This window comes from Mesorhizobium sp. M0833 (genome assembly GCF_040319905.1).
GTDB lineage: Bacteria > Pseudomonadota > Alphaproteobacteria > Rhizobiales > Rhizobiaceae > Mesorhizobium.
The window spans coordinates 1-17,408 of sequence record NZ_JAMYOQ010000025.1; the positions used below are offsets into that span (position 1 = coordinate 1).

The 17,408-nt window shown below is 58.3% G+C and carries 16 protein-coding genes and 5 pseudogenes; 16 read left to right on the forward strand and 5 right to left on the reverse strand.

Features of this window, described 5'->3' with window-relative positions; translation table 11 throughout:
• A partial coding sequence (locus tag NKH98_RS24035) for a hypothetical protein (RefSeq protein ID WP_352902283.1) occupies positions 1-264 on the forward strand: 264 nt, incomplete at its 5' end.
• A gap of 74 nt (positions 265-338) precedes the next feature.
• Here the strand turns inward: NKH98_RS24035 and NKH98_RS24040 are convergent.
• Together NKH98_RS24040 and NKH98_RS24045 are read right to left on the reverse strand one after the other, a co-directional pair.
• Positions 339-484, reverse strand: a pseudogene (locus NKH98_RS24040) (IS630 family transposase); the annotation flags it as partial.
• 196 nt (positions 485-680) lie between these two features.
• Positions 681-1,691, reverse strand: a complete 1,011-nt coding sequence (locus tag NKH98_RS24045) for an L-histidine N(alpha)-methyltransferase (RefSeq protein WP_352902284.1) — start codon at positions 1,689-1,691, stop codon at positions 681-683.
• A gap of 491 nt (positions 1,692-2,182) precedes the next feature.
• Here NKH98_RS24045 and NKH98_RS33010 point away from each other — a divergent pair.
• From NKH98_RS33010 to NKH98_RS24090, 10 genes and pseudogenes are all read left to right on the forward strand, one after another.
• A pseudogene (locus tag NKH98_RS33010) lies at positions 2,183-2,400 on the forward strand (3-methyl-2-oxobutanoate hydroxymethyltransferase); the annotation flags it as partial.
• 236 nt (positions 2,401-2,636) lie between these two features.
• Positions 2,637-3,239, forward strand: a complete 603-nt coding sequence (locus NKH98_RS24050) for a cold-shock protein (RefSeq protein WP_352902287.1) — start codon at positions 2,637-2,639, stop codon at positions 3,237-3,239.
• Between the two features lie 399 nt (positions 3,240-3,638).
• Positions 3,639-3,842: a hypothetical protein gene (locus tag NKH98_RS24055; protein ID WP_352902290.1), complete on the forward strand. Its 204-nt coding sequence runs from the start codon at positions 3,639-3,641 to the stop codon at positions 3,840-3,842.
• Between the two features lie 30 nt (positions 3,843-3,872).
• Complete coding sequence (locus NKH98_RS24060; RefSeq protein ID WP_352902426.1) at positions 3,873-4,238, forward strand: hypothetical protein; 366 nt, start codon at positions 3,873-3,875, stop codon at positions 4,236-4,238.
• 762 nt (positions 4,239-5,000) lie between these two features.
• Positions 5,001-6,479 carry an NAD-dependent succinate-semialdehyde dehydrogenase gene (locus tag NKH98_RS24065; protein ID WP_352902293.1) on the forward strand — a complete coding sequence of 493 codons (1,479 nt, stop codon included), beginning with the start codon at positions 5,001-5,003 and terminating at the stop codon, positions 6,477-6,479.
• Positions 6,480-6,491: 12 nt separating this feature from the next.
• Positions 6,492-7,131: pseudogene (locus NKH98_RS24070) on the forward strand (aminotransferase class III-fold pyridoxal phosphate-dependent enzyme); the annotation flags it as partial.
• A gap of 380 nt (positions 7,132-7,511) precedes the next feature.
• Positions 7,512-8,240, forward strand: a complete 729-nt coding sequence (locus NKH98_RS24075) for a LuxR family transcriptional regulator (RefSeq protein ID WP_352858251.1) — start codon at positions 7,512-7,514, stop codon at positions 8,238-8,240.
• Between the two features lie 90 nt (positions 8,241-8,330).
• Positions 8,331-8,957, forward strand: coding sequence for an acyl-homoserine-lactone synthase (locus NKH98_RS24080; RefSeq protein WP_352858248.1), 627 nt, complete (start codon positions 8,331-8,333; stop codon positions 8,955-8,957).
• A gap of 33 nt (positions 8,958-8,990) precedes the next feature.
• Complete coding sequence (locus NKH98_RS24085; RefSeq protein WP_352902297.1) at positions 8,991-9,248, forward strand: transcriptional regulator domain-containing protein; 258 nt, start codon at positions 8,991-8,993, stop codon at positions 9,246-9,248.
• Positions 9,249-9,521: 273 nt separating this feature from the next.
• Positions 9,522-9,797, forward strand: a complete 276-nt coding sequence (locus NKH98_RS24090) for a DUF2285 domain-containing protein (protein ID WP_352902300.1) — start codon at positions 9,522-9,524, stop codon at positions 9,795-9,797.
• Positions 9,798-9,809: 12 nt separating this feature from the next.
• Here the strand turns inward: NKH98_RS24090 and NKH98_RS24095 are convergent, their stop codons facing one another.
• On the reverse strand, positions 9,810-10,085 hold the full coding sequence (locus NKH98_RS24095; RefSeq protein WP_023803403.1) for a DNA -binding domain-containing protein: 276 nt from the start codon (positions 10,083-10,085) through the stop codon (positions 9,810-9,812).
• A 79-nt stretch (positions 10,086-10,164) separates the two neighbouring features.
• Between NKH98_RS24095 and NKH98_RS24100 the strand changes: the two genes are divergently transcribed.
• Together NKH98_RS24100 and NKH98_RS24105 are read left to right on the forward strand one after the other, a co-directional pair.
• Complete coding sequence (locus NKH98_RS24100; protein ID WP_352902304.1) at positions 10,165-10,443, forward strand: helix-turn-helix domain-containing protein; 279 nt, start codon at positions 10,165-10,167, stop codon at positions 10,441-10,443.
• A gap of 174 nt (positions 10,444-10,617) precedes the next feature.
• Positions 10,618-10,831 (forward strand): annotated as a pseudogene (locus NKH98_RS24105) (helix-turn-helix domain-containing protein).
• Between the two features lie 684 nt (positions 10,832-11,515).
• Here NKH98_RS24105 and NKH98_RS24110 read toward each other — a convergent pair.
• Positions 11,516-12,688 carry an IS110 family RNA-guided transposase gene (locus NKH98_RS24110; protein WP_352902307.1) on the reverse strand — a complete coding sequence of 391 codons (1,173 nt, stop codon included), beginning with the start codon at positions 12,686-12,688 and terminating at the stop codon, positions 11,516-11,518.
• Between the two features lie 355 nt (positions 12,689-13,043).
• On the opposite strand from NKH98_RS24110, the pseudogene NKH98_RS24115 reads away from it, so the two are divergent.
• Positions 13,044-13,242 (forward strand): annotated as a pseudogene (locus NKH98_RS24115) (ArdC-like ssDNA-binding domain-containing protein); the annotation flags it as partial.
• 358 nt (positions 13,243-13,600) lie between these two features.
• On the opposite strand, the gene NKH98_RS24120 reads toward NKH98_RS24115, so the two are convergent.
• Positions 13,601-14,281 carry an OmpW/AlkL family protein gene (locus NKH98_RS24120; RefSeq protein ID WP_352902416.1) on the reverse strand — a complete coding sequence of 227 codons (681 nt, stop codon included), beginning with the start codon at positions 14,279-14,281 and terminating at the stop codon, positions 13,601-13,603.
• Positions 14,282-15,372: 1,091 nt separating this feature from the next.
• Here NKH98_RS24120 and NKH98_RS33015 point away from each other — a divergent pair.
• Both NKH98_RS33015 and NKH98_RS24135 read left to right on the forward strand, forming a co-directional pair.
• Complete coding sequence (locus tag NKH98_RS33015) at positions 15,373-15,636, forward strand: hypothetical protein (protein ID WP_502894311.1); 264 nt, start codon at positions 15,373-15,375, stop codon at positions 15,634-15,636.
• A gap of 181 nt (positions 15,637-15,817) precedes the next feature.
• On the forward strand, positions 15,818-17,188 hold the full coding sequence (locus NKH98_RS24135; RefSeq protein ID WP_352902420.1) for a lysine N(6)-hydroxylase/L-ornithine N(5)-oxygenase family protein: 1,371 nt from the start codon (positions 15,818-15,820) through the stop codon (positions 17,186-17,188).
• Positions 17,189-17,408 lie beyond the last annotated feature (220 nt).

Here is a 17,408-nt window from a genome sequence, read left to right on the forward strand (position 1 = left end):
GCCGCCGACCCACAGCAACTGGCCCAGATCCTGTGCATCGAGGAGGAGCGCGTCGTTGCCCGCGACAACACAGTCGCCTTCGCGCGCATGCGATTACAACTCCCGCACAGCCCGATCCGACATCACTTCGTCAAAGCCGCGGTCAAGGTCAGGCAATACCCTGATGGGACGCTCGCCGTCTTCCACGGGCCCCGCCGCATCGCCCGATACACGCCCGACGGCGCCATAATCCAAGAAACCTGCCGCACCGGGCAAGCCGCGTGAACCGCTTCGACGCAAAACTGAAGCGGACAAATGATGTGCTACCAAACCCGGACAACTTGATTTGCTACCGACAATACGCAGGTCTTGGACTTGCCGGTTTGCCGCATGAGCTCGACGGTCCCCACGCCGTCGCTGCTCAACAGAATGATCTCGGTGCGCCAAACCTGCTTCGGCCGTGCATTGCGATCCCGGTCAGCGCACTCAGGCGCTGGCGATCCATCGACGAGACGGTGTGGATATTCTTGTGCGCATGCGGCAGACTCGCACGCGCAGCCCGAAGGGAATTCCAGCAGGACTCTTAATTCTAGCCAGGAACCGTTGCAAGGGGCTCACAGGTAATCGTGATGGAATTCCGAACTTGCTCTCCTCCAACATAGCGCGACCTCGCTTAAGAATGATTCAGCTTAAACCTTCTCCTACCTATCCACAATTTGGAACAAACATACGGCGTATCTTCGCTCAGTATCCGTCCAATGGTGTACCGGGTTCAAGCCATGCTTCATGAGTATCCCATTAAATGTATGTAGATTGACTTTGCGCATGATCTCCGTCCTAATCATCTCTCCTTTTTCTAGGCAAAGTGAGAATTCGAGTTTCTCGAGATTGACGGATTGGGGCTGCATGGCCTCCAGGTGAGACTCCATTCGGCAGAGAGATTTATTGTGAAATGCTACGTGTCGAAACTGGAAGACATTAAAATTTCCATCGAAGCGCCAATTTAAATGCTGGAGAACGCACAGATTAGTCAGTATAGCACTTTGGTTATTATAGGCTGCTTCCAAGATATTCGAATCTTTATCCAAGTCTATACCGACTAAAAAATAGTCCCCGAGAGCGAATAACGTGCGTACAGAGTGAAGCAGATCGTGCAATTCATCATCGTACATGTTTCCCACTGAGGCGCCGAGGCAAACTAAAAGCTTTGGGCCCATGACCGTGGCAGCCTGTTTCAATCCGGTTTGGTAGACCCCAATGATGCCCGTAAAGTTCAAATCAGGTGTCATTGAAAGGAGGTTTTCGGCCGCCTTCTCCAGAATTGAACGGTTGACGTCGATAGCGGCGTAAGAAGTTGGGCCGTGGTTCTCCACGTAGGCGTTGATCAACAGCCTCGTTTTTTGCGCGTTTCCAGACCCCAACTCGACGAGAGAGGCAGGGCCTGTCATATCGGCAATCGGCTTGGCGTACTGCGCCAGTATCTCCCGCTCGGCCCTGAATAAGTAGTAAGAATCCTCTTTACAGAGCCGCTCAAACAGCGCTGATCCCGTGTCATCATAGTAGTACATGCAGCCTATCGAACGCGGGGACCCTGATAAAGACTGTATCAACAAGTCGCCACAAAAGATTTCCGTTTCTGGAAGATCGGCACCGATAATGGTACACCTTTGGCGATCGTCTAGTTTGCGCTTGCTTGGAAGTCGTCGGGGCATGTCGATACATTCCTAAATGAAATACTGCCCCCTGAGGGTATGGCTGAATGTACCCATCAGCCGCGACTTGAGAGTTTCAAGAGTTATGCCAACTGCGGACGCCAGGCCGCGCTTAGGCAGTTCCTCCCGTTAGATCAATGAGTTAAGCCGAAGTGTATAAAAACGGGGCGGCGCCACTTCGGTGTCGCGACCTCGACAAACTCGACAAAAGGTGAGGCCAGGTTTCCGAGATCGCGAGGTCGGCCGGAATCCATGTGAGCCAACTTTTCGACCTTTTCGGCGCAATTGGCGCGCCTGATCAGACGACCGACGCGCTCGTGCCGAAGGCCCATAGCGCGACGCAACGCTCGCCTTCAGGCTGATCGATGAGACTGTCCAGGCTACGGTGGAGTGTCCGGACGGCATGGCAGGTTCATCACAGGACGCTTTTCGCACCTGCATGCCAAATGCGACACCCGCGATCTGTAACGCCGGGAAGGACGCGCCCATTGAGTGCGCCGATTCCAAAGCTCGTCGACCGACATTGCGACATTGTTCTCGTCGGCGACAGCGCGGCATGGTTCTCCGCGGCTTGGCGTCGACGCTGGGCGTGACGCTCAAAATGATGATCATACACGGTCAGGCCTGCGCCGTGGCCTGGAGCCGGCGCTGATGGTCGTCGACTTCGGTTCCTTTTGAAGAAAACCCGGAGCAGGCTTTCCGCAATGCCTGATAAAGCCCTTCCAGTTCGCCCGCGCCGGCATCATCGCACTCGCACCCAAACACAACCTATGCGAGTCAGTAAATCGACTCGCCGGCACTATTGTCTCAGAAGAATGAATCTAGTTTCAAAGGGTTCGGCCGATAGCCGGGCACAGCTGCGGCCATCATGGCCTTTGACATAAACGCGTCGCCCGATTGAGATTATCTTGACGGTAGCGCAGTGCGCCATCCATGCCAGTCGAGATGATCATGGGCAAATATCGAGACCATCGCGAGCCACGCCGGCATCGCTATGACGATGACCCCGTTTCCTTTTCGGAACGGACCTCCGAGCCAAGCTATTTTCAGCGCCCGCCGACCGTGACGGCAGATCCTGTCGATGCGGAGGTATTGTGGTTCACAGTCAGCAAGGGTTTTGGCTTCGTCAAACTGTCGGACGGCAGGGAGGCCTATCTGCACGTGCGAGTGTTAGAGGCGGCAGGAAGCCGGGATGTTGCCGCGGGGCCTCTCAAGGTGACGGTCGAAAAAAGTCCAAAAGGTCATCAAGTCGCGCAGGTGCTGGAGATCGGCGATCACCGCGCGAAAACTCCGTCACATACGCGCGTCGCTGGAGGGACCTTCGTTGAAACCGGTGCGCAGCTGGAGAGCGGGGGCACGGTCAAGTGGTACAAACCCGAAAAGGGCTTCGGCTTCATTGCTCCTGACAACGGTGAGAAGGACGTCTTCGTTCATGCCAGCGCCCTGACGCGCTCAGGGCTCAGCGTGCTGGTGGCGGGACAGAAGGTGTTTGTCGAATGCGGGCAAGGCAAGAAAGGCTGGGAAGTCCGGAGCATTCGCCTTGCCTAGACGGCGATGCAATGCCCATGCCCCGAAACTGCCGCTCATACTAAGAAGAAGCCGCTACCGGGCGGAGGGGGCAGCGGGCTTGATTTGAAATGCGTCTCGGGAGGAGGGTGCGCCGCATTCAGCGTCCGCATCACATCTTGGAGGAGTAAAGGAGCGACGACAGGATCATATCGAAACATCGCACGGGCGAAGGCGTTACTTGGGCCGGGCGCCATGACCGGATCTGCCAAGAAAGAGGAATCCGCGCAGGCTCTGCTGAAACGGAGCAGCTGGCCTCGCGAGCTATGGACCCACTTGGGCATTTTCGAAGAAGATGCCCTTTACAAGAACCTGCCATGGGCAGCTAATATCATTGTGGGCTGAAAGAGGGGATGGTTGGAACCCGGGAGGAAAAGATCGATGGACTACGAAGTTGGTATTCGCAATCAAGATGACGATCAGCCTTATGAGCTTACCTCCTTCGCCAAAAAGCATGGCCTGACGCTCCCGATGGCGGATGCCGTACTGTTTGCAAAAGGACCGTCTCGAACGGCGTGTGACACCGCTGCTTTGGCTTTCCTCTGTGCCGTCGCCACATATGCCAGAAGACAATCGGCGCGCTAGTTTTCGTCGAGAAAATCCCAGTAGCGAAGCGTGGCGCAAGTCCGGTTCGCCTGGCAAGTGTCTGATACTGCCGATCAGGCCGCCTTCAGCCAGGCCGAGCGAAAACTCATCTTCGGGCAGGAGAAGCCCGAGCGCCGGCTTGAGATTGCAACGCTAGCGGCTTTGCGAGATTGGCTCCGATCCGCAGATATTTGGGTCGATGGCAACCGGTCCTTCCGGCCGGTCGACGAGCATCTGCCGCACTTCAGCAAGCCACGCCGCGGCATCACCTTGGACGCCCAGTCCGAGGCGATCCTGCTCTTGCCAGTGAAAAAGAGATCGCGGAGAAAACTGGGTATCGAACCATCGCAGGAGCCAGTTCGCGCCCGCAACGCGGTTCGCAGCCATATCGACTGATTGGTCTGGCTCTGACTCGGGATCTAAGGGAGTGAAAAGGCGGGCAGGAGATAAAAACGAAAATCTCGGCAGGTGGACTGCAGGTCTAGCACGCTGGATTCTTGCTTTGCCATAGTTTCTCGCACTCCAACGACCACAGAATGTTATACGCCTGTCTGTTCATTGGACTGAAGCGGAAGTGCTCTCCCGCCCATCAAAACGTATCGTGAGGCGCCTAATAACCACGGGAGCGCGCGGGAGCGGGCTAAAGATTTCTGTGCCACTGTGGTCATGCAGCAAAACGAATTTAGCTACATACAGCTTGTGTTTTCAGGTGGTCAAGCTTATAGTCGGCTCATTGACGCGATCCGTGCGCAACGTGGATGGCAGATGGGAACTTCGCGGAAAGTCCGAATGGCTCACGCTGCGACAGGAGAAAAGGTTCCGGCGATGTCTCTGAGAATGGGTGCCAGAGTTCGACAACAGCTGAGCGTAAGCGAAAGAGATGGGCTTCGTCCTGATTTCAACCGTCACGCGTTGTTCCTCTAGCGGCTCATCGTGCCTGCCGTCGTGATCGGTTTTGCGCTCCCGCTGTTTTTCGCCATCGGAATATCCAAGGGCGGACACAAAATAAATCGAAACGAGTTTCCGTTTTAACGCACCAAAACGCCCCGCCCCAAGACTCTCGCGGCGCCAGTTTTGTGGTTCAAACCAGTTGCCGGATTTTAGTATTCTCTCTTCGGTCATTATTAGTGCAGTCGAGCGCTCGATTTGGAGTTACGGATGAAAGGGCCCGCAACAGTAGCATTACAACGTCTCAGAAGGTCTGACCTTCTCCAAACACGCGCGTTTGTGAATGGCGCTTGGCTTTCAAAGGTGGAAAGACTCGCCGTAGCGGATCCTGCCACGGGCGAAGAGCTGGCACAGGTAGCAGCCTGCGATGTGTCCGACGTGGACAACGCCGTTTATTTCGCGAAAGCTGCATTTCAGCAGTGGCGCAATGTCTTTCCTTCGGAACGGGGCACATGTTTGCGCAGATGGGCTGCGGGAATGCGCGGCAACCTTAACGACTTGGCGGTCATCATGACAGCCGAGCAAGGCAAGCCGATCGCAGAGGCCCGCGGCGAGATTTCATACGCGGCTAGCTTTCTCGATTGGTTCGCGGGGGAGGGGGAGCGGGCCTATGGCGAAACAATTCCGAGTCATCTGCCTGGCTCGAGTATGTCAGTTCAGATGCAGCCGATTGGCGTGACCGTTGCAGTAACGCCGTGGAACTTCCCTGCGGCAATGATTACCCGCAAGGCGGGTGCGGCTCTTGCTGCGGGCTGCCCGATGATCGTAAAGCCCGCACCGGAGACACCGCTGTCCGCGCTAGCCTTGGCGCGTTTAGCCGAAGAGGCTGGCACCCCGGCCGGCGTTTTCCAGGTGATCACAGGCAAAGCAGCCCCGCTGGCCAAGCGATTGTTGGAACACACCGAGGTGCGAGCGTTCTCCTTTACGGGCTCGACTGAAGTCGGGCGGATCCTTCTTGAACAGTCCGCGGCGACAATCAAAAAAGCCTCCATGGAACTCGGAGGTCATGCGCCGTTCCTTCTTTTCGAAGATGCTCCGTTGGATTCAGCCGTCGCAGGCTGCATCAGCGCGAAATTCGCCACGTCGGGCCAGGATTGCCTCGCCGCAAACCGCATCTACGTTCAGCGAGGCATCTATGAGCGGTTCGTGCAACAATTTGCTGCCGCAACCGCAAAGCTCAAGGTGGGCCATGGGCTCGAAGAGGAAACCGACATTGGCCCGATGACCCGTCCATCTGTCGCCGAGAAGTGCCGCCTGCAGATCGCGCAGGCAATCTCAGCCGGCGCACGCATCGTCTGCGGAGATCAGGACAGTCCGCTAGGTGGCAATTTCGTCACGCCCACAGTACTCGCCGACGTCACCGACGACATGCTGATTGCGAGGGAAGAAACTTTCGGCCCTGTGGCGGCTATCCTGCCGTTCGAGCATGAGGCGGAAGTGCTCGCCCGGGCCAACAACTCGGAAATGGGCCTTGCTGCTTACGTTTACACCAGAGATCTGAACCGCGCCATGCGGCTGACGGACCGGCTAGAATACGGCATGGTCGCCGTCAACACACCTAAGTTTACCGGTGCCCCCATACCCTTCGGCGGCTGGAAACAGTCCGGCCTCGGCCGCGAGGGCTCAAGACATGGCCTCGCTGAATTCCTTGAACCCAAATACGTCTGCATTGGCAATATCGCTGCCTGAGAGGAATAAACGATGACCATCATCAGAGAGATCAGCGACAAGGACAGAAACTCAGTCCTGCATCCCTTCACGCAGCTCAAGGACTTCGCCGCAGGCAAGCTCGGCGATCCCACCATTATCGAGACAGGCAAGGGTATTCGCATCCAGGCCGCGCACGGCAACCAGCTGATCGACGGTTTTGCCGGCCTCTATTGCGTGAATGTAGGGTACGGTCGTACCGAAGTTGCCGAGGCGATTTCACGCCAGGCCTTTCGTCTGGCGCGATTTCACGCCAGGCCTTTCGTCTGGCGTACTACCATTCCTATGCGGCCCATACGACAGACGAACTTGCAATTCTCTCTGATCGCCTCGTGAAAACGGCGGCGGGCAAGATGAGCAAGGTCTTCTACGGCATGTCCGGCCCGGATGCCAACGAGACTCAGGCCAAGCTCGTCTGGCGCTACAACAATCTGCGTGGCAAGCCGAACAAGAAAAAGATCATCTCGCGTGAGCGCGGCTATCACGGTTGCAGCGTTGTGTCTGGCTCGATGACCGGCATGAGCTTCTACCATGGCCATATGGACCTGCCGCTGCCGCAGATCGTTTACGCCGGCGTCACTACTGGGGCGCAAACCCGGGCGAAACCGAGCGCGAATTCTCAGCGCGGCGTGCCGAAGGTGAGGACCATAGGCCGCTGCAAAAATCATAAAGGAGACGCTCTCTCAGGCTGCCGCTGATGTGCAACTGTGCAACCATACCCTGAGAGTGAGTTCCCCATGGAGATAGTCTCAACAGGCCCGCAAACGACGCCCGACCGTAATGAAGTGCAAACCAAGAGGACAACTGTCAGCTGCTAGAAGATGACGCTGGAAAGATCTCGGTGTCGACAAGAGCATCGTCGAAGCACATATCGCCCTCCCAAGGCGCACCGGCCCGGCACGGAGCTCAGTCTCCTGCCGGGCCCACTTTCCTGAATGACTGCGCTTCGGTCGACCCGTCTGGGCTCCGATATGTGGGGCCAGAAGCCGTGGGCGAACTCACTGCAGCTTAGCTATGCAAGACGTTTTTCATAGATTTGTCGAGCAAATCGCAGACAGCGCTGACGCAACGGACCTGCGCAACGCTTTGGGGGAGATTGCCTCTTCGCTCGATTTGCCGTCTTTTGCCTATCTTTTCCCTTCGCCTGGCAAGGGCCGCAAGGTGCGCCTGATTTCCACCTACCCTCAATCCTGGACATCTCACTACCTTCACAGTCGGTATGAAAAGATTGACCCGGTTATCCATCAGGCGCGTGGTGGTCAGGAACCATTCAACTGGGATGCGCACGGTGCTGATCTCGAACTGTCGACGCAGCAGCGACAATTGATGGATGAGGCGACGCAATTTGGCATTCACTGCGGCTTCACGATCCCTATCCATGGCAGCACCGGTACGTTTGCAGCACTGACCTTCGCCTCGGATGAAAGGCGACCACTGTTCTTCCGCCTGATTGACCGATATGACCGCGTGCTGCAGCTCATCGCGGTCTTCTTCCATCTTCATGCCTGTCGCAAGTTGGCCGACGGCAGGATCGTGGATGGCGTTGCCTTATCGCGAAGGGAAATCGAGTGTCTGAAGTGGGCGGCTCGCGGAAAGACGGCGTGGGAGATCGGCCGCATCTTGGGAATCAGTCGGCACACCGCAGCCTATCATCGGGATAACGCCAGGATGAAGCTTGGCGTGAAGACGGTTATTCAGGCAGCCGTTCGGCTTGCACTATCCAGGCCATCTCTCTTCACCTGATCTCCGAAACCTGGGCACATACACAGGTTGTATCAACTCCGGCCCTTGCCTTCAATCGCAGGTGTTATCCATGCGAGGGAGAAGGCCATTATGATGCAGTTGATCACGCCGGATTGCTACGCTGAGTTCAGCGACGAGCTCGAGCAGATGCACCGCTTGCGGTATCGCGTCTTCAGGGATCGACTTGATTGGGACGTTTCGTTCAGCGGCGGCTATGAGGTCGATCCGTTCGACGCGCTTCGTCCCCACTACCTGTTGCTGCGTTCGCCCACCGGGCGCATCGACGGTTGCGTGCGCCTGTTGCCGACCACCGGACCGACGATGCTGCACGATAACTTCTTCGCTCTTCTTGCTGACCGTTCAGCGCCGGAAGATCCGCGGGTTTGGGAAAGCAGCCGTTTTGCCCTTGATCTGCCGCCTTCCGCGCCGAAACAGGCGGGCATCGCAGTTGGCACCTACGAGCTGTTTGCCGGAATGGTCGAGTTTGGGTTGTCACGCGGTCTGCGCAGCATCGTCACCGTAACCGATCTGCGCATAGAGCGGATCTTGCGTCGCGCCGGCTGGCCACTCGAACGGTTGTCCGATCCGCAAACAATTGGCAACACACGTGCCGTTGCGGGATATCTCGACGTCTCGACAGAGAGCTTGGAAGCCCTCCGTCGCAATGGCGGGCTCAAGGGCCCGGTGCTGTGGACACCGGTCATGAAGATCGCCTGAGCCTGGAATCCAACCCTTTCTGGAAATGATGCAATGGACGAAACAAGACCTGGCCCTGCCTGGCCGGACAGGCAAGATGATGGTGACTATGGCTATGTCGAGCGGCTGACCAGCCGAGGCTGGGCCTGGGAATTCCTTAGGCGCAATCCGGACTTCCAGAAGGATCTGGCGAACGCGCTGCTCGGTGCCGACCGCGCGAACACCCGGTCCGTGGATATTATCAGCCTGCCGTGGAACACTGTTGATCTCTCGCGGTGGGGCCTTCTGTTTTGCAAGCTCGAAAGGAACTGATGCGAGCGTCTTTTGGTGCCCCTGGCAATGTCCGCATGTTTTACCGGTTGTTGCCGAAATGGCGGCGCGACCGCGCGGGGTCGACGTGCTCGATCTCGCCGCGCACTCCTGCCGCATCTCCATACTCGTCACGCAGGATGGGCATCAGCACGTCCTTGTCGAGGACAGTGGCAGGAGCTTGCAGCTGGCTGCCTCAGGCGTCAGCATCCTCGATGCTGTGCGATTGACATCGTCCTCTGGTCGGCAGAGGAACTGAAGCAACGACTGAACTCGTTGGAATGTCTGAACAGCTTCTGTTGGACCGGCAGGCTGCAACCAGGATTCTTTCCGACCGAGCCCCGTTGCTCGCGGTTGCGCCGCGTCCTGCGTGCGCTCGACGGCTCCATCGCTGGCGCACCACACCGCGAAATCGGCCTTGCCCTCTTCGGCAGAGCCCGCGTCGAGCAGGACTGGGCCGACCCCGGTGACCATCTTCGCGACAGCGTCCGCCGTGCAGTCAGACGCGGGCGCTGGCTCATGAACGGTGGTTATAAGCGTTTTCTTCTATAACGACTGTCACCATCAGGCCTTTTGGCCAGAGAACAGCTCTTTGTACCCCGCCACCACCAGCCAGTGGGCGCGCGCGAGATGGCTGCGAACCGCCCTTTGGGCGCGCGCTGGCTCTTGCACTGGATCGATGCCCAATATCGCCTGCGCCATCTCTTCTTCGCTCGCATTGTCGGCGCATGCGTCTATGAGCTTCAAATATGTCGTGAAGTGTTCATCGTCGTAAGCGGTCAGGCTCTCCGCCCACGGGACCTCGTCGGCAACAGCAGGTTGGAACAATCTGTCTACCATTTCATGTCTCAAGACCTATTCCGCGCCCGCGCACGGCACAATATCCTAAAATGGGATAATAGGAAACTGGGATTAGTCGGTGAGCCGGTTCCTTTCTTGGCCGGTTGGTCTGATGCCGAAATCCCTTCGATCAGCTCGCCAGCGCCGGCTGCTAAAACGGCTGATTGCGGCGCGCAAAACCAAAGGGATCACCCAGACCGAGGTTGCTGATATGCTGGGCCGCCCACAATCCTTCGTGGCCAAGTATGAGGGTGGTGAACGTCGGCTGGACGTAATTGAGTTTCTCGACGTTACCGAGGCTCTCGATATTGATCCTTGCGAGCTTCTGGCACAAATGCGTCGCTCTCGTAACCTATAGGTGGCGTCGCACTTTGTTTGGGTGTCAAACTTCACGATTTACGTCCTTGAGTTCTCGGATCAGCGGGATTTGCCCTCGCTAAAGTAATGCCGTGCAGCCGCTCCCCTTTGTTGTCTCTGATTTTTGTAGAGAATCCTGCGTGGTGAAATCCTCAACAAGAGGTGCTTCTCGTGCATGGAAATCCGAGAGGTCTTTGCCGGCAATCTGGGTAGGCAGCGCCAAAAAAGAAATTGTCGCAGGAAGCGCTGGCGCATGAGGCTGGCGTCGACCGAACATATGTCAGCGCACTTGAGCGCCGGTCTATGCCGCCAGCATTGATATGGTGGCAAAACTCGCCAGAGTGCTCGGAATCGAGCCGGCCGATTTACTCAACCCTCATTCTGAATAGATCTGGAAGCAGGGACGAAACCGCGGTTGATGAGACTCGACCAGAAGGTTTCCAGGCATTCATGCTGCTGACAGGAGCGCCCGCGCGCCTTGGCGCGCACCAGGTGCTCGTGAACCGAGCCCCCTTTTCTTCGGCAAGCTCAGGCGGTCTCGGCCATTCGGCTTCGCCCCTTGGCGTGGGCAGCCCTTCGGGCTGTGACGGCCGCCGCCCTTGCGGGCGGCGCGGTTTGTCTGTTGGCCTTTCCCGGTGGCGCGGGATCGGCGGCACTCCCTTCTAGGCCCGCCGCGGCAGCCCGCAACCCTTCGCTGCCGCTCAGGGTCCTGCTCTTCGTTCCGGTCCTTCGGATGCGGTCCGCCTACCACGGCGGGCCTTTCCGGTCCCGACTCGCCGCCCACCCCGCTCACATGGGGACTTTGTCGTCAAGGCTGTCTTCGCATATCAACCTCAATGCGTTGTGATCCAAGGTCCGAGCCTGTCGTCTTGGCGCGGTGACAACACCGGTCCAAACTCACATACGGTCGCTGCACAGTGGCAGCTGCACCAACATCCCGCTTTCGTCGGTAAGGCTCAGGGGAACGCGATCAATCTTCCGGGCGGCATTTTGGGCCAAGTGGGGTGGGAGGTTCGTTCGCCCCGGATCGGCCGGGAGCGATCAATCCCGGCGGATGGAAGAAAGTACTTTGATCATGCCGGCTTCATGACAGCGCCCTCAATGACAGCACCATGATGAACATACTTCCACAGCGCGATCAGAAGTTTTCTCGCCAGCGCAATGATGGCCGGCTTGCGGCGCCTGCCACCGTCGAGCGCGACCCGCTCCTGGAACCATTGTGCCAAAGCCGATCGCCGTTGATGCAAGAGCCAGAACCACGACAATTGCACCATCACCGTCCTCAGCCTCGGATTGCCCGCCTTCGATAGGCCCTGTTCCCGGCTGATCGATCCGCTTTGCCATGGTGTCGGTGTCAGACCGGCATAGGAGGCAAGCTGCCTTCGGTTCGCGAACTCGCGATACAGTCCCTCGGACCAAAGCACCTCGGCAAAGTCCGCTCCCACGCCGCGCAGTTGCTTGAGCATCGACATTCCATTGGCGACTTTTGAAGGCTCGCATTCTTTGCGAGCCGCTTCGTCGCGCGCTGCCTCCACGTCCTTGATTTGCCGAAGCACGAGCTCGATCCGGTCCAGTGCACGGACAATCTCCGCTTTGAGATTCGGCGGTAGTTCACGACCGTCTCCGGTCCTGAGTTCTTCCAGTCTAGTGCGCCGGTCCCGCTTCAGCGGCTCAAATCCAATGATGCCCTGTGAGAACAAGAGCCCTTTGACCCGGTTCACAATCTTGATCCGCTCCGCGATGAGAGCGCGTCGCTCACGGCTGTTGCGCTTTCGGTCCTCTTGCTCGGGCGATGGCGGAACGACCATGGCGCAGACCCGCGGCTCGCCGCGCTTGTAGGCAAGCAGGGCGCGAAGGAGGGTCTCGCCGTCCAGCTTGTCTGTCTTCGCCCGGCGTTTCCTGCGTGAGGTGGCGATGGATGCCGCATCAACAACATGGCTTTCGATGCCATCACGCTCAAGGATCAGATGTATCCAGAAGCCGTCCAGGCCAGCCTCCTGGACTGCGATCACCGGCACGTCACGGCCCGTTCTGCGCCGAACTGTCGCCTTCAGCTGGCGGACAAGGTCGAACAATCCGGCCGTATCGCCTGCCTTGACGATGCGCTTTGACATCTTCTCTCCGTTGCACGGCAACAAACTTGTCACCAACCAGGTCGAGCGACTGAGTTCCAGGGACAGGAAGATAGCGCCGAGTGTCGTATGGACGGCATCGGTTTCAATCTCAGTCGCGTTTTCAGCCTTCATGTGTTCTGTCCCTCCAAGTTGTTCATGAGCAATGTGCCGGTCAAAGCGAGTTGATCACAGCTGCGGTCATCGCTTCGCGATGTGGTTTTGGTTGTTGCCTGCCCCCCGCTCGCGGGGTGGGCGACGCTCCTTTCTAGGCCCGCTGCGGCAGGCCGCAATGTTCGCTCCGCTCACATCCTCCACTCCGTTCCGGCCCTTCGGGTGCAGCCTGCCTCGTTCAGCGAGCCAAGCCAGTCGCGTTCTGCCGCCCACCCCACTCACGGGGCAGGCACGCGAGATCGGGATCGAGCGCTGCCTCCACCACCCATGGGATCTTCCGGGGAAAGGCGCGGCGATTGGTGGCGGAGGATAAGACATGCGTGCAAACAGCAAGCGTTGTGCCAGCACAGAGGTTGGCGCAGGCAAGGGTGGGCGCCCCGGCGCCAGCCTTTATCAGGAAATCACCGACCGCATCATTGCCGAACTGGAGCGCGGCACCGTGCCATGGGTCAAGCCATGGGGCAGCGCAAAGGCAGGCCTTGGGCCTGCCGAGGAATGCGTCCACGGGGCGCCAGCCACGCTCCTGCAGCAAAAGAACAGCAGCTGTCGCAGCATGGCTGAACAAGGCGTCTTGTCGGCGTCGAGGAGCTCCGTGCTCGCCTTACGCAGGCGCATAGCTCTGACATGACGTCCGCTCCCATCAACAATACCCAACAGCCATCCTGATCCGAAGCGCATCTAAGCACGTCCATTTCAGGCGTTAGTCGAGGCCGCATTGACCAGGGGTACCTTCTTGGTCCGCTGGAGGAGGGCGGCCGCCCGTAAACCACGGCTTTCTTTAAGTGTCGCCCTGCAGGGACGACCGTAAAAAAGGGCGCACGAGGCGCCCTTCATTTCCGATCGGCTAGCAGCAGCCGCCTTCACCTTTCGTTGTTAGAAGCGGTAGGTGACACCTGCGCCTATCAACCAGGGATCGAGCTCCGCCTTTCCCGTCAGCTTCGCGCCGTCGACCGTGACGTCGAAGTCTGGCTTGAGGAAAAGCTTCTTCACGTCGAAGTTGACGCCCCAGTGCTGATCCACCATGTAGTCGAATCCGACCTGCAGCGCGGTGCCGAACGTATTCTTAACCTTGAGAGCATCGGCACGGCTGGCACCCTGGTTATAGAAGATCGTGTAGTTCACGCCGGCGCCTACATAGGGCTTGAACGCGCCGAAATCGGTAAAATGATACTGCAATGTGAGCGTAGGCGGCAGCAGCCAAACCTTGCCGATATTGCCCAGCCCGCCGATCGTACCTTGGCCCCCGATGTTTGCATAGGTGCTGCCGAGTATGAGCTCGGCGGCGATGTTGTCCGTGAAGAAATAGGAGATATCGAGTTCCGGCGTCACGGTGTTCGAATACGAAAGATCGGAGCCGGGCACTGCATTGACGTAGCCCGAATCCTCAGTGACGACCCCCAACGCACGCAGGCGGATCTGCCAAGGGCTTGGCGCTTCCGCGACCGAGGCTCCCGCCTGCGGGACGCTCGCCGCTTGCGCAAGGTCCGCCGCGACGGCTTGCTGTCCCATCACAATGAGGACAACGGCCGCTGTTACTCCCCGCGCCGCGCGCATTTGGTTTCTCGCCATGATATTCTCTCCTTGCTTCAGAAATGTGGACTGAATTACGAAAATCTTGCTCGAATTGCTTGATATTGGCGGAGCGCTCATGCCCAGTTTACTTCGCGCTGCGACCGCATGTTCGGCGCGCATGATCATGGGATGATTTCTCCTCTTTCCGTGCCGCAGCGCGTTTTGCGGACTGCGTTGCAGGTGTCGTGCCAAATGAGAAAATCATTTCAGAACAATGCGATCACCCTGATGGCGCTGTATCTCATGTCCGACATCGTCGAAGATCCGACAACGAGTGCAGCCGTGACCGCCTGATAGAACCTCCTGTGCTCCTGTGCCACTCGGTGGGCACTGCGGAATAAGCAGTGGAAGCTCACCGCGAAACTGCCGAGCTTCGGATCGACATCGGCGACGGGGTCATCGACGACCACTACGTCGCCGGTGTCGGGCGCGGCACAGGCTGAAGACTCCGCGGCGGCGATCATCGAATAGCTGCGTTTACGATGGCTCCATCTTGGCCCACCGGTGGGCGCGCAAAAGGCTGCTTTGCGGCCTCATCCCTCCGCCTGGATTGAGTCGCAGGGACCGAATGGCACACGTGCTTTTGGAACCGGCAGAGTGGCCATAACGCAATTGTTTTCCGGCTATCTTTCCAGAGATTCGACAATCCAGTTGGTGAAGGTCCCATATCGCGCAAAGCATTGATGCGCTTAGGTCTGGGCATGCGCCCATCCGCAACCATCTCATCAAGAGCATCGATCGACACCAACATAGAGAATTGCTTCCCCCCGAGAGAGGCCTCGCGCCGGACATGAGATTGCCTCACTCTTCATGATCGCGGCCTCGGAGGATGTCGGGATCGAGCCAGTGCAACGGCACGATAGGGCGAAGGATCTGGCATCTCTTGCAACTGCCGACCTCGATGGGAGAGGAACATCGCGATCTGTCCGGCAGAGGTTCTGCACTGTCCGTTCATGAAGACGTCGTGCTGGTCTCCATAAGAGAAGTATTCTGGTGCAGAAGGTGCCCGATTAGCTATTCGGAAAAAGGCGACATCGACGTGCAACTCGAGCGCCGCCGTGAGGCGTCCCTCAATGTCGGATTTCCGACAGGATCGCAGATCCGCCAAGCCATTGTTAAATAAAATTTTCCTTCTCTGGCACGGCCCATGCATGGGGTTCTGCGAACGCATCAGTGAGACCTCCTCCATGATCATGCGCACCGAAAATGCCGTCGCCGCAGTGAAAACCGCGCTCTCGCCTGCCATCAAGCCGCCGAAAGGCCGGCGCGTCATGGTCGAGGCGGGCGATTGCGCCGGCTTCAAACACCTTAATGGACCTGGAAAGCTCCTCGCGTGACGGCGACGCGGGCATCCAGACGGGCGGAAAGGACATACGTCGTTGCCCACGTCGCCGGCATGACCCATCGATTGTCACCGCGCTGGAATGCTCGGGTCCACATTCGACTACCCGAACGCGCTGGACAAATTCTCGCAAATCCGGTCGGGACCGGGGCTCGAAAACGTCCGCGAGGGGCCCAATGGCTATGGGCGATACTCGCCGCGAACAAGCCGCCTACTGGGAAGACTCTATAGGAGGAAAGCAAGTGGAGTTATCTTGCGTTGGGGTCGGTGCTGGGCCGTCTAATTTGAGCCTTGCGTGTCAGATACACGAGCAAGTTGGGCAAGGGGCACTGTTCCTGGATCGGCAGGTCGACTTCCGCTGGCATCCAGGCATCGCATTCGATTCCTCGGAGCTCCAGGTCAGCCACTTCAAGGACCTGGTCACGCTGGTGAATCCACGATCAGCCTACACTTTCGTAAACTTCCTGCACGAGAACGGGCGTCTGTACCACTTCCTGAACGCACAGTTCGAGGCTGTGTTCAGAGTTGAGTTCGAGCAATACCTGAACTGGGCCTTCCACAGGAACCCACTTGTCCATGGCGGCGAGACCGTGCACGAAATCCGCTTTGACGGCGCGTTTCGGGTGCGGACCGATAACGCAGTTCTCGGCGCCAGAAACGTCGTGGTTGGCATTGGCAAGCAGGCGCAAATCCCGCCTCAGTTTCAGGGCTGGATTGGACGCAACCTGTTCCACTCATCTGTTTTACTGCACATCCACCCTGAGGTGCGGAGAAAGCATGTCTGCGTGGTTGGCGGAGGCCAGTCGGGAGCCGAGGTGATGTTGCATCTTGTCGGCCTGCCGAAAGAACGGCGGCCTGCCTCGATCACCTGGGTCTCGCAGCGCGAAAACTATCTGCCTCTGGACAACAGCCCGTTCACAAACGAGTTGTTCATGCCCTGCTTTTCGGATCGTTTCGCGGCGATGAGCGAGTCGCAGCGTAAGCTGCTCCTGCGGCGTTTCGTGCTTGCCTCGGACGGCATTTCGGAAAGCACGTTGCGCGCGATCTATCAGGCGCTGTACCGCCACGCATTTTTCGAGCCAAACCGATCCGACATCACACTGCGGCCGGGCTGCACCGTCTCGCACTGCATCAACGCCGGCGCGGGTCATAGGCTGACCCTGCAGCACGGCATGGTCGAGGTCGAAGAAGTCACGGCTGACATCGTCATCTTGGCCACCGGTTACGAGAACGCGGTGCCAGACTTCTTGGAACCCATCGCGCACCGGCTGGAGCAGATCGACAATGAATTAGCTATTCGCGAGGATTTTTCGGTGAGCTGGGACGGACCGCGTGACAGACGCATCTTCGTACAAAACGCGAGCCTCGGGCAGCGCGGCCTGGCCGATCCGAACCTAAGCCTGCTGGCCTGGCGCGCGCGCCGCATCCTCGATAGCCTTCTTGGGCGCGCGCCATGCGCGAACCCCGAGCATCCTGGCTTCATCAGCCATACCTCGATCGAGAGATGGCCCGCCCCCGCAGCCGAAGAAATGGGCAGCGGGATATGACTCGTACACTTTTGATCATCGGCGGTGGCATCTTAGGAATGATGTCCGCCTCCGCTGCGGCGAGGGCCGGAGGCTTCTCCGATATCACCGTGACCGAACAAGCCCTTGGACCAAGCGGCGCATCGCATTATTCTGGGGGCGTGCATTTCCCCTACGGTTGTCAAGACCGTACCAGGGCGCTCACTGGAAAGAGCGCCGTGGTCTTGGCGGCCATCGCTGG

What these genes read in the sequence shown, in the direction of transcription:
- NKH98_RS24120 (WP_352902416.1), bottom strand. Translation starts at nt 14,281, where the DNA reads ATGCGCGCGGCGCGGGGAGTAACAGCGGCCGTTGTCCTCATTGTGATG.
- NKH98_RS24085 (WP_352902297.1), top strand. Translation starts at nt 8,991, where the DNA reads ATGGACGAAACAAGACCTGGCCCTGCCTGGCCGGACAGGCAAGATGAT.
- NKH98_RS24055 (WP_352902290.1), top strand. Translation starts at nt 3,639, where the DNA reads ATGGACTACGAAGTTGGTATTCGCAATCAAGATGACGATCAGCCTTAT.
- NKH98_RS24110 (WP_352902307.1), bottom strand. Translation starts at nt 12,688, where the DNA reads ATGAAGGCTGAAAACGCGACTGAGATTGAAACCGATGCCGTCCATACG.
- NKH98_RS24050 (WP_352902287.1), top strand. Translation starts at nt 2,637, where the DNA reads ATGATCATGGGCAAATATCGAGACCATCGCGAGCCACGCCGGCATCGC.
- NKH98_RS33015 (WP_502894311.1), top strand. Translation starts at nt 15,373, where the DNA reads ATGTCGGATTTCCGACAGGATCGCAGATCCGCCAAGCCATTGTTAAAT.
- NKH98_RS24095 (WP_023803403.1), bottom strand. Translation starts at nt 10,085, where the DNA reads ATGGTAGACAGATTGTTCCAACCTGCTGTTGCCGACGAGGTCCCGTGG.
- NKH98_RS24065 (WP_352902293.1), top strand. Translation starts at nt 5,001, where the DNA reads ATGAAAGGGCCCGCAACAGTAGCATTACAACGTCTCAGAAGGTCTGAC.
- NKH98_RS24045 (WP_352902284.1), bottom strand. Translation starts at nt 1,691, where the DNA reads ATGCCCCGACGACTTCCAAGCAAGCGCAAACTAGACGATCGCCAAAGG.
- NKH98_RS24080 (WP_352858248.1), top strand. Translation starts at nt 8,331, where the DNA reads ATGATGCAGTTGATCACGCCGGATTGCTACGCTGAGTTCAGCGACGAG.
- NKH98_RS24135 (WP_352902420.1), top strand. Translation starts at nt 15,818, where the DNA reads ATGGCTATGGGCGATACTCGCCGCGAACAAGCCGCCTACTGGGAAGAC.
- NKH98_RS24075 (WP_352858251.1), top strand. Translation starts at nt 7,512, where the DNA reads ATGCAAGACGTTTTTCATAGATTTGTCGAGCAAATCGCAGACAGCGCT.